The 13,400-nt window shown below is 69.1% G+C and carries 15 protein-coding genes; 11 read left to right on the top strand and 4 right to left on the bottom strand.

From position 1 onward, the window contains the following. Positions 1–2,220 (bottom strand): heavy metal translocating P-type ATPase, encoded by a 2,220-nt coding sequence (locus B4V04_RS04910; protein ID WP_498229666.1) that lies wholly within the window; start codon positions 2,218–2,220, stop codon positions 1–3. 96 nt (positions 2,221–2,316) lie between these two features. Beyond that, positions 2,317–2,745, bottom strand: a complete 429-nt coding sequence (locus B4V04_RS04905) for a universal stress protein (RefSeq protein ID WP_498229665.1) — start codon at positions 2,743–2,745, stop codon at positions 2,317–2,319. Between the two features lie 93 nt (positions 2,746–2,838). Between B4V04_RS04905 and B4V04_RS04900 the strand changes: the two genes are divergently transcribed. The 4 genes from B4V04_RS04900 (at position 2,839) to B4V04_RS04885 (ending at position 6,275) form a co-directional block, all read left to right on the top strand. Then, on the top strand, positions 2,839–3,729 hold the full coding sequence (locus tag B4V04_RS04900) for a CPBP family intramembrane glutamic endopeptidase (protein ID WP_498229663.1): 891 nt from the start codon (positions 2,839–2,841) through the stop codon (positions 3,727–3,729). A 98-nt stretch (positions 3,730–3,827) separates the two neighbouring features. Next, on the top strand, positions 3,828–4,658 hold the full coding sequence (locus B4V04_RS04895) for a hypothetical protein (protein ID WP_498229661.1): 831 nt from the start codon (positions 3,828–3,830) through the stop codon (positions 4,656–4,658). Between the two features lie 73 nt (positions 4,659–4,731). Beyond that, positions 4,732–5,541 carry a CPBP family intramembrane glutamic endopeptidase gene (locus B4V04_RS04890; RefSeq protein ID WP_498229659.1) on the top strand — a complete coding sequence of 270 codons (810 nt, stop codon included), beginning with the start codon at positions 4,732–4,734 and terminating at the stop codon, positions 5,539–5,541. 77 nt (positions 5,542–5,618) lie between these two features. After that, complete coding sequence (locus tag B4V04_RS04885) at positions 5,619–6,275, top strand: hypothetical protein (protein WP_498229657.1); 657 nt, start codon at positions 5,619–5,621, stop codon at positions 6,273–6,275. An 87-nt stretch (positions 6,276–6,362) separates the two neighbouring features. On the opposite strand, the gene B4V04_RS04880 is transcribed toward B4V04_RS04885, so the two are convergent. Beyond that, positions 6,363–6,623 carry a hypothetical protein gene (locus B4V04_RS04880; RefSeq protein ID WP_498229656.1) on the bottom strand — a complete coding sequence of 87 codons (261 nt, stop codon included), beginning with the start codon at positions 6,621–6,623 and terminating at the stop codon, positions 6,363–6,365. A 58-nt stretch (positions 6,624–6,681) separates the two neighbouring features. Between B4V04_RS04880 and B4V04_RS04875 the strand changes: the two genes are divergently transcribed. The 5 genes from B4V04_RS04875 (at position 6,682) to glmM (ending at position 9,562) form a co-directional block, all read left to right on the top strand. Beyond that, complete coding sequence (locus B4V04_RS04875) at positions 6,682–6,945, top strand: hypothetical protein (RefSeq protein ID WP_498229654.1); 264 nt, start codon at positions 6,682–6,684, stop codon at positions 6,943–6,945. 247 nt (positions 6,946–7,192) lie between these two features. Further along, the gene (locus tag B4V04_RS04870) at positions 7,193–7,492 is read left to right on the top strand and encodes an amphi-Trp domain-containing protein (protein WP_498229652.1); all 300 of its coding nucleotides are present in this window, start codon (positions 7,193–7,195) and stop codon (positions 7,490–7,492) included. 152 nt (positions 7,493–7,644) lie between these two features. Then, a complete protein-coding gene (locus tag B4V04_RS04865; RefSeq protein WP_498229650.1) occupies positions 7,645–7,908 on the top strand; it encodes a hypothetical protein in 264 nt (87 codons plus the stop codon). Further along, the gene (locus tag B4V04_RS04860; protein WP_498229648.1) at positions 7,901–8,110 is read left to right on the top strand and encodes a hypothetical protein; all 210 of its coding nucleotides are present in this window, start codon (positions 7,901–7,903) and stop codon (positions 8,108–8,110) included. The genes B4V04_RS04865 and B4V04_RS04860 overlap by 8 nt, the downstream gene beginning before the upstream one ends. Positions 8,111–8,239: 129 nt before the next feature. Then, positions 8,240–9,562, top strand: a complete 1,323-nt coding sequence (gene glmM / locus B4V04_RS04855; RefSeq protein ID WP_498229646.1) for a phosphoglucosamine mutase — start codon at positions 8,240–8,242, stop codon at positions 9,560–9,562. Positions 9,563–9,784: 222 nt separating this feature from the next. Here the strand turns inward: glmM and B4V04_RS04850 are convergent, their stop codons facing one another. Then, a complete protein-coding gene (locus tag B4V04_RS04850) occupies positions 9,785–10,702 on the bottom strand; it encodes an NAD-dependent epimerase/dehydratase family protein (RefSeq protein WP_498229644.1) in 918 nt (305 codons plus the stop codon). Between the two features lie 166 nt (positions 10,703–10,868). On the opposite strand from B4V04_RS04850, the gene glmU reads away from it, so the two are divergent. Continuing rightward, positions 10,869–12,080, top strand: coding sequence for a bifunctional sugar-1-phosphate nucleotidylyltransferase/acetyltransferase (gene glmU, locus B4V04_RS04845; RefSeq protein WP_498229642.1), 1,212 nt, complete (start codon positions 10,869–10,871; stop codon positions 12,078–12,080). A 140-nt stretch (positions 12,081–12,220) separates the two neighbouring features. After that, entirely contained in the window at positions 12,221–13,399 is a 1,179-nt protein-coding gene (locus B4V04_RS04840) for a sugar phosphate nucleotidyltransferase (RefSeq protein ID WP_498229640.1), read from the top strand. Position 13,400: the final 1 nt, after the last annotated feature.

The raw sequence follows: 13,400 nt of genomic DNA, 5'->3' as shown, positions 1-13,400 counted from the left end.
CTACTCGCGGAACCCGAGCAGTCGGAGGCCGTTCAGGGAGACGATCACCGTCGAGCCCTCGTGGCCGACCACGGCCAGCGGCAGGGGGATGCCCCGCAGCAGGATCGCGCCGACCATGAGCGCGATCGCGCCGAAGGCGATCGCGAGGTTGACCGTCAGCGTCCGGCGCGTCCGCCGACCGAGTCCGAGCACGTACGGGATCTTCCCGATGTCGTCGCCCATCAACACGACGTCGGCCGTCTCGAGCGCGACGTCGGTCCCGGCGCCACCCATCGCGATCCCGAGCGTCGCCGTCGCCAGCGCGGGCGCGTCGTTCACCCCGTCGCCGACCATGGCCACGTTCTCGTAGCGGGAGACCAGATCGTCGATGCGGTCGACCTTCTCTTCGGGGAGCAGTTCCGCGTGCACCTCGTCGATACCCACCTCATCGGCGATCCGGTGGGCGACGCGTTCGTTGTCCCCCGTCAGCATCACGATGTGGTCGACGCCGAGCGCGCGGAGCCGCTCGATCATGTCCGCCGCACCGGGACGGACGGTGTCGGTGAAGGTGAGCCAGCCGAGCACCGAGACGCCCCGGTCGCTCTCGCGGACGACGAGCACGCTCGTTTTCCCCTCCGCTTCCAGCCCTCGTAACCTGTCCAGGCCGGCGTCCAATCCGTCGATCGACCGGTCAGCCAGAACGGTCTCGACGTAACTGCGGTTCCCGATGTGGATGACGTCGTCCCCGACGGTCGCGTGGACTCCTTTCCCGGCGGTGGCCTGGAACCCGCTCGCGTCGGGGATTTCGAGACCGCGTTCGGTCGCGGCGTCGACGGTCGCCTCGGCCAGGTGGTGTTCCGAACGCGCCTGAACGGCGGCCGACAGGCCGAGTAACCGACCGTCGTCGAGGGAGTCGGTCCCGGTCCGAGACGCCTCTCGCACGATCACGTCGGTCAGTCGCGTGTCGCCTTCGGTGAGCGTCCCCGTCTTGTCGAAGGCGACGGCGTCGATGGACGCCGCCGTCTCGACGTGTTCGCCGCCCTTGAAGAGGACGCCCTGTCGCCCGCCCGACGCGATCGCCGACAACACGGCCGCCGGCGTCGAGATGATGACCGCACACGGCGAGGCCGCGACCATGAGCGTCATCGCGCGGTAGAACGCGCCGGTGAACTCGCTCCCGAGCGCGAGCGGAATTCCGATCGCCGCGATCGTGAGCCCGAAGACGCCGAGGACGTACGGCTGTTCGAGGCGGTCGATGAGCCGCTGTGTCGGCGCCTTCTCGCTTTGCGCCTCTTCGACCATGTGAATGAGCCGGGTGATGGCCGACTCGTGGGCCTGCCGCGTGACCTCGATCTCGAGGCTCCCGCTCTCGTTGAGCGTCCCGCCGAACACCTCGTCGCCGGGTCCCTTCGAGACGGGCATCGACTCGCCGGTGAGCGACGCCTCGTCGACCGTGCTCTCGCCGGACGCGACGGTTCCGTCGAGCGGGATCTTGTCGCCGGGACGGACCACGAACACGTCGCCGACGTCGACGTCGTCGATGGGCACGGTGACCTCCCCGCCGTCGCGGAGCACCTGCGCCTCGTCCGGCCGCATCTCGACGAGCGACTTGATCGCCCGGCGCGAGCGTCCGATCGCGTAGTGCTGGAGCGTGTTCGACAGCGAGAACAGGAACAGCAGCATCGCGCCCTCGAACGGGGCGCCGATCGAGAGGGCGCCGAGCGCGGCGACGATCATCAAGAGGTCGATGTCGACCGCGCGGTGGCGAAGCGTCTCGATCGCCCCTTTGAGCCCGTACCAGCCGCCGAAGACGTACGCGACGGCGTAGCCGGCCCACTCGAGAAGGAGCGGTCCGGCGAGCCATCCCGTCGCCAGGCCGGTCGCCATCCCGAGCAGCGTCAGGCCGACGAACAGCGCTTCCCGCTCGAGTTCCGAGCCGGTGCTCGCGTCGTCCGTCTCCGGTTCGGAGCCGCCCCGGATCGACACGTTCCGGTCGCGGACGGCGTCTCGAATCGCCGCTTCCGAGGTGACGCTCCCGTCGTAGGCGACCCGGACGTCCCCCGTTCGAAACGAGGCGTCGACGTCGCGGACGCCGGAGAGCCCCGCGAGATGACGTTCGAGCGCCCGCGCTCCCGCGTCGCCGCGGCCGCCTCGTCGTTCGACGTGGATGGTACACGTCGAGGGCGACGACGGTTCAGTGACGGCCGCGTTCTCGGCACCGCTGATTTGGTCTGATGTCACGTGTTAAGCACTCCAGTGCGTATCTGTCCGACGGCGGTGGGGGGGTCGCCCGGGCCCTCGGAGCGCTCCTCGGTGTCGGTACGCTGGTCGAAGCGATCATCCGACGATCGTCACCGGAATCCGCGCTCGGCGGGTGACCGTTTCGGCGACGCTTCCCAGAAGCGCCCGGTCGATGCCCGACCGGCCGTGGCTCCCCATCACGATCTGGTCGGTGCCGTGGCCGTCGGCGTAGTCGAGAATCGCCCGCGCCGGTTTCCCGACTTCCGTGACGGTGTCGAGGGCGACATCGCGCTCCGCCGCGAGATCCGTCGCCGTGGTGAGGGTCCCGGCCGCGCGCTCGCGGGCGTCGTCGTACCACTCCTCCGCGACCGGCAGGCCGCCGGCCTCCACGTCGATCACCGAGTCGATCGGGTCGATGACGTACATCGCGGTGACGGCGGCCTCCGGGAAGGTCTCCAGTGCGTACGCGAGCGCACGCTCGGCGAGCGGGGAGCCGTCGAAGGCGACGAGGACGTCGTCGGGCATATCAGCGGCTTCGAGATGAACTGAGAAGAAGGTAGTGCCGGAACCTCGGCAAGTGGGGTCACTGTTAACTGCGACGTGGTCGCAGTCGGAGGTATGTCCAGTGTCCGCGCGTGGATCGACCATCATCGCCTCCTGAGCTTCGTCGCGATCGCGTACGCGTTCACGTGGACGATCCAGGGCGCGCTCGCGTATTCGGGGATGGAAGCCTCCTGGACGCACTCGATCCTGATCGGGTTCGGCGGGTTCGGCCCGCCGATCGGGGCCGCGGTCGTCGTCTGGGCCGCCGGCGGGAGCCTCCGCACGTGGGTCGGCCAGATGTTCAAATGGCGGATCGGTGCGAAATGGTGGGCGCTGGCGATCGGGCTCCCGCTCGTCGTTCTCTCGCTCGGCGTCCTGCTGTTCGTCCTGGCCGGCGGCCCGATCGACCTCACCGAGTTCGAGTCACCCCTCATCTACCTGTTCGCGATGGCGTGGGGGACGGTGTGGGGCGGCGGCCAGGAGGACCTCGGCTGGCGCGGCTTCATGCTGCCCGTCCTGCAGGACTCGTACAGCGCGCTGGCGTCGAGTGTCATCGTGGGCGTCACGTGGGCGGTCTGGCACCTCCCGCTGTTCCTGAACGCGACGACCACCCACGGCGGCTGGCCGCTCTCCCAGCAGCTCCTCTGGATGGTCTCCATCCTCGCGGGCTCGGTCCTCTGGACGTGGATGTACAACGGCACCGGCGGGAGCGTCCTCGCCGTCGCGGTGTTCCACGCCGGCGTCAACGCCATGGGGATCTTCCACCCCGCCGACCCGGCGGCGCTCGTCCCGAACGGCGTGCCGGACCCCTGGCTGAACCTGCTCGCCGAGGTGACTGGCGCCCTCCCGCTCGCGCTGATCGCGGTCCTCCTCGTCGCCGTCTACGGCGGCGACCGCCTCGCGAACCGCGACCCGCCGACGCCGCGCGACGCCGGCCTCCCACCGGAACCAAACGCCGCTGAGTGACTGCCGCCGTCCTCTCGAGCGCTCACGGACGTCGGAGCGCTGTCACGTGCTATCCGGCGCCACAATAGTATTATGGTTGATATGAACGTACGTTCCGTATGGTCTCCTCGAAGCAACTGCTCGTTATCGGGCTCGCCCTCCTCGTCGTTCTCGTGCCGATCGCGGCCGTCGGCTTCCTCGTCTTCCCGCCGGACTTCGCGTACTCCCACACGTCGACGTACTCCTACGCGACGTCGATCAGCACGAACTCGACGATCGAAAACGCCACCTTCCATCTCCCGTTCCCCGCAGGTGCGGACGTGGAAGCCGACGTCGCGTCGAACCTCTGGATCTACGACGACGACGGCACGCAGATCACGGACTGGGACGCGGCCGTCGTCCAGACCGCTTCCGGACCGATGCTCCGCGTCCACGTCGACCGACTCGTCGGCGAGGACCGCTACGTCCTCTGGACGTACGCGCCGAACGGGTCGGTGATCGATCGGGCCGAGATCGGCCCCGACGAGATCCCCGCGGACATGACCGACAAAGAGCTCTCGCCTGACCCGACCCGGTACTCGATCGCGTGGCAGCGGTCGGTCGACCGCGACATCGAAACGCGGTATCCGATCGGGAACGCGTCGTTCCTCGCACCGATCACCGACGTCTCTTCGGCCGACTGCGAGTACGCGTGGGACGAGTCGGACGCGTGCTGGGAGTTCACGACCGTCGCCGCGGCCACCTACGAGACGCCGACGGAAGCGATCGTGACCATCGATGAAATCCGGTTCGAAGCCTGGAACGAGTGGGGGTTCTGGCTCTCGAACAGCTTCAACACGTTCGAAGCGACGACATCCCCCGCGGTCTACGCGGACGACCGACAGGGCTGGACGCGGCTCGACGGTCAGCTGCACGCCGGAATGGGACGCTACGACGGCCCGTCGCGGTGAGCGGTCGCGACGCCGGCCGCGAGCGCGACGACGGTGACACGACTTATTTCGCTGCGCCGTGAGTCGGCACCGTATGTCTCCGACCGAGCGCACCCCCTCCTTCGCGAAGCGGTTCGGCGCGACGCTGCTCGCCGGCGTCCCCGGCGTCCTCGCCCTCGGCGGCTACGTCTACCTCGCGACGCCGCCGACGGCCGTCCCGCCCGGACTGTCGCTCCCGCTCCTCGCGGTGTCGGCCGTGGTCAACTCGCTTCTCCTGCTCGCCGTCGCGTGTCTGGTCGGGACGTACGCCGCCCCGCGAGCGGGGCTGCGATCGTTCCTCGCCGAGTCGGCGGGGAGCGGCGCCGAGGTCTGGCGACGCCTGCGGCCCGAGCTCCGAGTCGCCGTCGGCCTCGGCGTCGCCGGCGGCCTCCTGATCCTGCTGCTCGACGTCGCGCTGGCGCCGTTCGTCGCGCAAGAGCTGCCCCAGTCCGCGATCGGGGCGACCGACCCGACCGCGGCGACCGTCCTCGCGTACGCCCCGGTCCGCTTCCTCTACGGCGGCGTCACGGAGGAACTGCTGCTCCGATACGGGCTCATGTCCGCGCTCGCGTTCGTCGGCTGGGTCGTGGCGGGCCGCCCGTCCGACGGCCCCGGATCGGGAGTCATGTGGGCCGCGATCGCGGTCTCCGCCGTGGCGTTCGGAGTCGGTCACCTCCCGGCGCTCGCGCAGTCCGTCGGGTTGACGCCGGCGCTCGTCGCCCGGACGATCCTCCTGAACGCGGTCGCGGGCCTCGTCTTCGGCTGGCTGTACTGGCGGCGGAGCCTCGAGGCGGCGATGGTCGCCCACGCCGCGTTCCACGTCCCGCTGGTGGCGCTCTCGCTCGTCCAAGTCGCGCTGGGGTAGCCACCCGGGAGCGCCGTTCGGCGGCAGGCGCTCGCCCCGCGAACCTATTTGTCGGGCACACGCGACTGGCTGTCTGCATGGGAGCGTCGAAGGCGACCGGTCCGATCGGTCGAGCGTCCGCCCGAGTCGGGCGGTACGTCAACCACGACGACGTCCTCGTCCGGTTCGTCTCGCTGTGGCTCGTCGTCGCGGGCGTGTTCACGACGGCGTGGCTCCTCAGCTACGCCCTCCTCCCACAGGGGCTGCTGCGCGGCGGGAATCCCGCCGCGACCGCGGAGTACGCGGGCAGCGTTCCGCGGGAGTTCCTGACGCTGTTCGGGTGGAACGCGGCCGTCTCGCTGGTCGCCGTCGCGGCGAACGCGTTCCGTTCGGTGAACACCCCCCTCGGCTACGTCGTCCACGTCGTCCAGGCGCCGCGCTACGGGGCCGTCTGGGGGACCGGATCGCTCGCCGTCGGGACGGGCGAGCGCATCGCGCCGTCGCTGGCCGTGCTCGTCGAGCGGAGCGGCCCCACGGAGATCACGGCGTTCGTCGCGATCGTGGTCGCGACGCGCGGCGTGATGCTGTGGCACCAGGAGTCCGGACCTCGGTGGAAAGAGGAGTTCGAACGGGTGCGGTCGCCGAGAGACTGGTCGCTGACACGCCGCGAGTGGGCGGTTCTCGTCGGCGGATACCTGTTGCTGGCGGTCGCCTGCTACCGGGAGGCCGTCGCGATCGCGCGGGTCGCCGGGTGACCGGTGGTGACTACGTGGCCCGGGGAGGGAGATGCGGTCGGCCGAGAGCGCCGATCCGTCGCGACCGCCGACGTCAGCGGTCCGCGCTCAACGGTCCGCGAGCTGAATCCCCCGCGCGACGACGTACATCAGCGTGATCCCGGTACCCACGGCGAGAACGAACTGCGAGACGACGGTGAGAAAGCCGGTGAGCAGGGCGCTCCCGCCGACCAACAGCGTGATCAGAAACAACAGCAGGGCCGTACCGCCGAACAGGACGATGAAGCCCGCGAGGGGACCCGCTTCTGCTCGGATCTGCCGGACGTCTAGCTCTCCTGACTCCGGATCGATAAACGGGGGCGACGACATGACTGTAGACTGATCACAAACACGTATAAGATAGACGGGCGATTCGCAGGTTCCTCGAATGAGGCCCTCAGGACCCGGTTCGCCCGGCGGGCGGCGAATCGGTCGCCCAGCCAGGCGGAGCAGTCCGGGACACGCCCGGATCGGGACCACCGAGCGCGCGGGCCGCGCCCAGGACGAAGATGGCCTGATGGATCGGCTCCGCGGCTCGGCTACACGTAACGCTCGGCGGGAACTCATTCCGACGCCGGCGGTCGAATCGTTCGATCCGTTCGACGCGTCGACGGTTTCCGGCACGATTCCGGCCGACGACGCGCGCGGCTGATCGACGACACGTACTGCATCGCTTTTGTTTTAGGCAGACCTAATTGCGCCGTTGGTCACTGACGCTTCGTCCCGTTCCGAGCCCGCGTCGGTTCCGGAGGCAGGCGAGGTCCCCGAGATCTGATCCAGAGGCACACGACTCCCGACCCATCGCCCCGTGAGACTCCACGACACGTCGATACCCGGAAAGGCGGACGGGGAGAACGCGAGCGACGTGACCGTCGCCGTCTCCCGAGAGGACCACCGCAATGACACACACCGAACCCGACACCGAAACGAGCGAGCGCACAGTCATCCGAACGGGCCGCGACTTCGAACAGGAGTACCGGCTCGACGCGAGCGAGGCCGGCGAGTTCCTGATCAAACTGGGCGAACAGCTCCGCGACGACGACGAGCTGACGATCACCGCCGACGAGTGGGAGCTCCCGTTCGCGTTCGGCGAGCCGGTCGAACTCGAGCTCGACTTCGAGGGCGTCGGCGAGCCGGAGCTCGAGGTGGAGCTGACGCTCCCCGGACGAACCGACGAAGAGGCGCCCGACGTCGAGTAGCGCGCCTGTCCCTCGTGGGGTCGGGCATCCGTGGGGTGCGCCTCCTCGTCACGACGCGGGCGGTCGCGAGCCCGGGACTGCAGCGAGGCGTCGCCCGCCCCGCGACTCCGGTACGCGCTACCTCTTTACACTCGGGGGCCCAACCCGATCACATGGCCGTTGGCACCCGTCTGTCGTTACAACTCGCCGACTTCGGCACCCGCTCGCTCGTCACGCACGCCCTCATGGCGCTGGGGTTCGTCGGTGCGGTGATCTCGGGCCTGTTCGTCGAAGGGCAGATCGGCATCGTCTCGATGGCGGCGTTCATCAACTTCACGGCCGGACTGTGGATCTGCCAGTCGATCCACTCGCTCGGCAACGCCGCGAGCGAAGACGAGTATCAGGGCGTCCTCAAGGAGCTCCTCAACCGTGTCTAGCGAACCTGGCTTCGACACGGGCCGATTCGGGCGCACGCTCGTGCTCATCGGCTTCGTGACGACCGTCTTCCTGTTCCTCATCGCGAACCGCCTCACCGGGGACACGTTCCGGATCGGCGTCATCGCGATCGGGACGGTCGCGCTGATCACCGCGATCACCGGCTTCCTCATCGCGGCCGGGAGCGCGGTCGAGGGGCATTAACCGGGTCGGGCTCGCGTCGTCGATCGTCTCTCACCGGACGCGGCGACGCCGTCCGGGCGCGCTCGCGCTCGCGGCCCGAAACGTCTCTGCGACCCGAAACGTCTTTTCGCCAGGCGGCGAAGCCGCGGTATGTTCGGGACGAGCGGCGTCCGGGGGCGCGTCGGCGACGAGATCACCGCGAGCCTCGCGCTCGACATCGGCCGCGCGCTCGCGACGGAGGGCGCCGACACCGTCGTCGTCGGCCGGGACGCGCGCGAGAGCGGGCGGACGCTGAGCCGCGCCCTCTCGGCCGGGGTCACCGAGTGCGGCGGCGACGTGATCGACGCGGGCGTTCAGTCGACGCCGACCGTCGCCCGCGCGGTCGTCACCGAGGACGCGGACGCCGGCGTCGTGGTCACCGCCTCGCACAACCCGGCGCCCGACAACGGGATCAAGCTCTGGAGCGCGGACGGCAGCGCGTTCGACGAGGACGCGAACGCCCGGATCGCGTCGATCGTCGAGGCGGCGGACTTCGACCTCGCGGCGTGGGACGAGCTCGGTGCGCACCGTCACCGGGAGGGCGCCCGCGCTCGCCACGAACGCGCGCTCCGGGAGTCGGTCGCGATCCCGGCCGATCTGTCGGTCGTGGTCGACCTCGGCAACGGCGTCGGACGCGTCACCGCGGACGCGCTCCACGCGGCCGGCTGCGACGTGGAGACGCTCAACGCCCAGCGGGACGGGCGGTTCCCGGGGCGGCCGAGCGAGCCGACCGCCGAGAACTGCGCGACGGCCTGCGCGGTCGTCGAGGCGACCGACGCCGACCTCGGGGTCGTCCACGACGGCGACGCCGACCGCATGATGGCGATCGACGAACGCGGGCGGTTCGTTCCGGGCGACGCGCTGCTCGCGCTGTTCGCCCGGCGCGAGGCCGAGGCGGGCGACCGCGTCGCCGTGCCGGTCGACACGAGCCTCCTCGTCGCCGACGCGCTCGCCGACGTCGGCGCCGACGTGACGTACACGCCCGTCGGCGACGCGTACGTCGCCGCCGAGACGCGGAAGCCGGACGTCGCCTTCGGCGGCGAACCCAGCGGCGCGTGGATCTGGCCCGAGCAGACGCGCTGTCCCGACGGCCCGCTCGCCGCCTGCACGCTGGCCGCCATCGCGGGCGCTGAGGGGTCGCTGGCCGTGCTGGTCGACGACCTCCCCTCGTATCCGATCCGACGAGACTCGATCCGACTCGACGAGAAGCGGGCCGTCGTGGACCGCGTCGCGGAGCTCGCCCGCGAGTCGTTCGACGACGTGTCGACGCTCGACGGGATCCGGGTGGAGACGGAAACGGGCTGGTTCCTCGTGCGCGCGAGCGGGACCGAGCCGCTGGTGCGGGTCACCGCCGAGGCGCGGGACGCGGCCGACGCCGACGAGCTGTTCGAGACCGCGCGCGGGCTCGTCGACCGGGGCGCCGACGCGCGCTGACTGCGTCTCACCGAGGGGTCGTGGTACGCGTGGCCGTCGCGCCTCGCGATTCGATCGGTCTCGTCACCATCGCTGGAATCGGTGGCAATGGCGTCGGATCATCGAGCCGGTCGAATTCCGACCGCGTATCGGCGAGGCGAGGTCGGTGGATGAGAGAGACGCCGACCGAACGAGCCTCGTCACGCTACGTGAGGACCGAGAAAACCGCTCGTCTCCAACCGGCTACTCGTCGAGATACGGCTCGCAGACGAGTTCGACGCCCTCCTCGAAGCTGATTTCAGGCTCCCAGCCGGTGGCCTCGCGGAACTGCGAGTAGTCGGCCATCGTGTCGTGGACGTAGCCGTCGAAGGGGCACTCGATGTATTCGGGGTCGACGTCGGTGTCGAGCGCGTCGTTGATCATGGCGACCATCTCGTTGAACGAGTGCGCCTCTTGGGTGCCGACGTTGTAGACGCCGGTCAGTCCGTGGTCGGCGGCGAGCTCGCAGGCGCGGGCGACGTCCGAGACGTGGGTGAAGTCGCGCGTTTGGGTGCCGTCGCCGAACAGCTCGGGCGCCTCACCGTTGGCGATGGCGTCCGCAAATTGGGCGACCGTGTTCGCGTACTCGCCCTTGTGCTCCTCGTTGCCGGCGAAGCCCTGATACACCGAGAAGAAGCGGAGGCCGGCCATCGCCATCTCGTGGTGGTTGGCGTAGTACTCGGCGTAGCGCTCGCGGGCGAGCTTCGAGGCCTCGTAGGCGGTGTGGGCTTCCACGTCCATGTCGACGGGCGAGGGCTCGGTGCGGCTGCCGTATATCGAGGAGGTGGAGGCGTAGACGACGGTCTCGCATCTCTCACGGCGGGCACGCTCGACCGTGTTGACGAACCCCTCGACGTTGACGCGGCAGCCGCGCTGTGGGTTCTCCTCGTGCATATTTCGCGAGGAGAGCGCGGCGAGGTGGAAGAGCACGTCGACGTCGGCGGGGAAGTCGTCGTCCAGCACCGACGCTTCGACGAACTCGACCTCGGGATCGAGGTTCTCGGGCGTCCCGAGGTAGGTGTCGTCGACGGCGATTACGTCGTTGTCGCTCGCGAGGCGGTTCGCGAGGTTCGAGCCGATGAAGCCCGCGCCGCCCGTGACGAGGACGCGCTTATTTTGCATGGACGTGTGTCGCTGGAGAATCGGCATTATCGCTTCGGTTCGGCGGAGATGTGATTGGGACGCTTCGCAACAGCCGGAATGACGCAACTCTGGCGTCCACGACGTCAGCCGCGTGGATCGTCGTCGACCGCAGCCGATAAACCCCGGTCCGCCGTCGACCCCGCATATGTACGGAGTCGTGCTCGCGGCCGGTCGCGGGACCCGCATGCGGCCGTTGACTGATCGTCGTCCGAAACCGCTCCTACCGGTCGGTGACCGCTCGCTGCTCGAACGCGTCTTCGACACCGCGATCGATGTCGTCGACGAGTTCGTCGTCGTGACCGGCTACCGCGGCGAGCTGATCCGCGAGGCGATCGGCGACACGTACCGGGACCACCCGGTTAGCTACGTCCGGCAGGCCGACGCGAAGGGGACGGCCCACGCCGTCGCACAGACCGCGCCCGTCGTGGACGATGAGTTCCTCGTACTCAACGGAGACGTGGTCGTGGACGCGTCGCTCCCGGAGGCCCTTGCTGACGCCGACGGAACGGCCGTCGCGGCCACCGAAGTCGAGGATCCGCGGGCGTACGGTGTCATCTCGACGGCCGCCGACGGCTCGCTCGCGGGCATTGTTGAGAAGCCGGCTAACCCGCCGACCACCCTCGCGAACGTCGGCTGTTACGCGTTCGAGCCCGCGGTCTTCGAGTATATCGACCGGACGCCCGAAAGCGAGCGCGGCGAGTACGAGATCACGACGACGATTGAGCTGCTCCTCGACGATGGCCACCGGATCGATGTGGCCCCCTACACGGGCACGTGGCTCGACGTCGGCCGCCCGTGGGAACTGCTGGAAGCGAACGAGCTGGCGCTCGACAAACTCGGAGAGTCGGGCGACTCAATTAACGGCACCGTCGAGGAGGACGTCCACCTGCACGGCCCGGTCGTCGTCGAACCGGGCGCCACACTGCAGTCCGGGGCGTACGTCGAAGGACCGGCACTGATCCGATCGGGTGCCGAGGTCGGGCCGAACGCGTACATCCGCGGCGCCACGGTCGTCGGGCCGAACGCGCACGTCGGCCACAGCGTCGAGGTCAAAAACAGCGTGCTCATGGCTGATACCTCCGTGGGCCACCTCTCGTACGTCGGCGACTCCGTGCTCGGGCGCGGGGTGAATTTCGGTGCAGGGACGAACGTCGCCAACCTCCGGCACGACGACGCGAACGTCCGGGTGACCGTCAAGGGCGACCGCGTGGACACCGGCCGCCGGAAGCTCGGCGCGATCGTCGGTGACGGCGCGAAAACGGGAATCAACACTGCACTGAATGCCGGCGTCAAGCTGGGCGCGGGCGAGACAACTGGACCCGGAGAGGCGATGACCCGGGATCGGATGTCAGATTGACATCCTCCCCGCGCTGAAGCGCGAGGGTTTCGCCTCGAAAATTCCGTAAATAAGGATTCCTCCGACTACATTTGGAAACACAGACTGTTTGGAGATACAACCACGAGCCATTTAAATAACGGGCGAGCGACGGACGGTGTATGAGCGACGACCCCGTGACTGCGGTCATCCTCGCAGCCGGTGAGGGGCGCCGGCTGCAGCCGCTGACGAACCGGCGGCCGAAGCCGATGCTCCCCGTGGCGAACCGGCCGCTGCTCGAGCACGTCGTCGAGGCGGTCGCCGGGGCCGGCATCGACCGGATTGTCCTCGTCGTCGGCTACCGGCAAGAACGGATCCGGAACCACTTCGGCGATGGCGACGACTGGGGCGTGACCATCGAGTACGTCGAACAGGCGACGCAGCTCGGTACCGGCCACGCCGTGTTGCAGGCCGAATCGGCCATCGATGACGAGTTCCTCGTGCTCAACGGTGATCGGCTCGTCGCCCCGGCGCTCGTCTCGCGGGTCTGTGACTGCGTCCGCGCCGGCGACGCGCCGGCGATGGCGGTCACAACTGTCGAACGCCCCCGCGAGTACGGCGTCGTGAGCAGCGACGGCGACGGCTTGGTGACGCAGATTGAAGAAAAGCCCGAGGGTCCGGTCGACACCAACCGGATCAACGCCGGCGTCTACGGCTTCTCGCCGGCTATCTTCGATGCGATTCGTGAGACCCACGTGACCGGCGAACTCGCGCTGACGGCGACGCTCAACGATATCGCTCGGGAGCGCGGCGTGACTGGCGTGTCGTACGACGGCCGGTGGCTCGACGTTTCGAATCTCTGGGACCTCCTGACGGTCAACGCAGGTCTGATCGAGGAGGGTGATGGAGGGGACCGCGGAGATCCGACACTGGGTGACTCGGTGCACGCTCCCGCTGACGTGGCGCTCGCGGGCAACGTCCGCGTCGGGGCGAACGTCACGATCGGCGGTAGCACCGCGATCGGAAGCAACGCGACGATCGAGGCGAACGCGGTCGTCGAGAACGCCGTGATCTTCCCGGACGCCGTCATCGGCGCAGGGGCCGTTGTGCGTGACGCCATCGTCGCCGGCAACGCCCGCATCGGGCCGAACGCGACGATCGCCGGTGGAGCGTCGACGATGGTCGTCGGCAACGCCGTCCACCGCGACGTCGATCTCAGCGGCGTAGTGGGTGATAACGCCTCGATCGGTGGTGGGGCGACGCTCACCGAGGGTGCGGTCGTCGGCGACGGCGTCCGGACCGACGCGGGGGTCGTGATCGACGGCCGAGTTGAATCTGATGCGGTCGTCAGGAGGGGATAAC

The sequence above is a fragment of the Halorubrum sp. B52 genome (genome assembly GCF_059752555.1).
This window is presented reverse-complemented; position numbering and strand designations above follow the sequence as displayed.

What these genes read in the sequence shown, in the direction of transcription:
- B4V04_RS04905 (WP_498229665.1), bottom strand. Translation starts at nt 2,745, where the DNA reads ATGCCCGACGACGTCCTCGTCGCCTTCGACGGCTCCCCGCTCGCCGAG.
- B4V04_RS04900 (WP_498229663.1), top strand. Translation starts at nt 2,839, where the DNA reads ATGTCCAGTGTCCGCGCGTGGATCGACCATCATCGCCTCCTGAGCTTC.
- B4V04_RS04895 (WP_498229661.1), top strand. Translation starts at nt 3,828, where the DNA reads ATGGTCTCCTCGAAGCAACTGCTCGTTATCGGGCTCGCCCTCCTCGTC.
- B4V04_RS04890 (WP_498229659.1), top strand. Translation starts at nt 4,732, where the DNA reads ATGTCTCCGACCGAGCGCACCCCCTCCTTCGCGAAGCGGTTCGGCGCG.
- B4V04_RS04885 (WP_498229657.1), top strand. Translation starts at nt 5,619, where the DNA reads ATGGGAGCGTCGAAGGCGACCGGTCCGATCGGTCGAGCGTCCGCCCGA.
- B4V04_RS04880 (WP_498229656.1), bottom strand. Translation starts at nt 6,623, where the DNA reads ATGTCGTCGCCCCCGTTTATCGATCCGGAGTCAGGAGAGCTAGACGTC.
- B4V04_RS04875 (WP_498229654.1), top strand. Translation starts at nt 6,682, where the DNA reads ATGAGGCCCTCAGGACCCGGTTCGCCCGGCGGGCGGCGAATCGGTCGC.
- B4V04_RS04870 (WP_498229652.1), top strand. Translation starts at nt 7,193, where the DNA reads ATGACACACACCGAACCCGACACCGAAACGAGCGAGCGCACAGTCATC.
- B4V04_RS04865 (WP_498229650.1), top strand. Translation starts at nt 7,645, where the DNA reads ATGGCCGTTGGCACCCGTCTGTCGTTACAACTCGCCGACTTCGGCACC.
- glmM (WP_498229646.1), top strand. Translation starts at nt 8,240, where the DNA reads ATGTTCGGGACGAGCGGCGTCCGGGGGCGCGTCGGCGACGAGATCACC.
- B4V04_RS04850 (WP_498229644.1), bottom strand. Translation starts at nt 10,702, where the DNA reads ATGCAAAATAAGCGCGTCCTCGTCACGGGCGGCGCGGGCTTCATCGGC.
- glmU (WP_498229642.1), top strand. Translation starts at nt 10,869, where the DNA reads ATGTACGGAGTCGTGCTCGCGGCCGGTCGCGGGACCCGCATGCGGCCG.
- B4V04_RS04840 (WP_498229640.1), top strand. Translation starts at nt 12,221, where the DNA reads ATGAGCGACGACCCCGTGACTGCGGTCATCCTCGCAGCCGGTGAGGGG.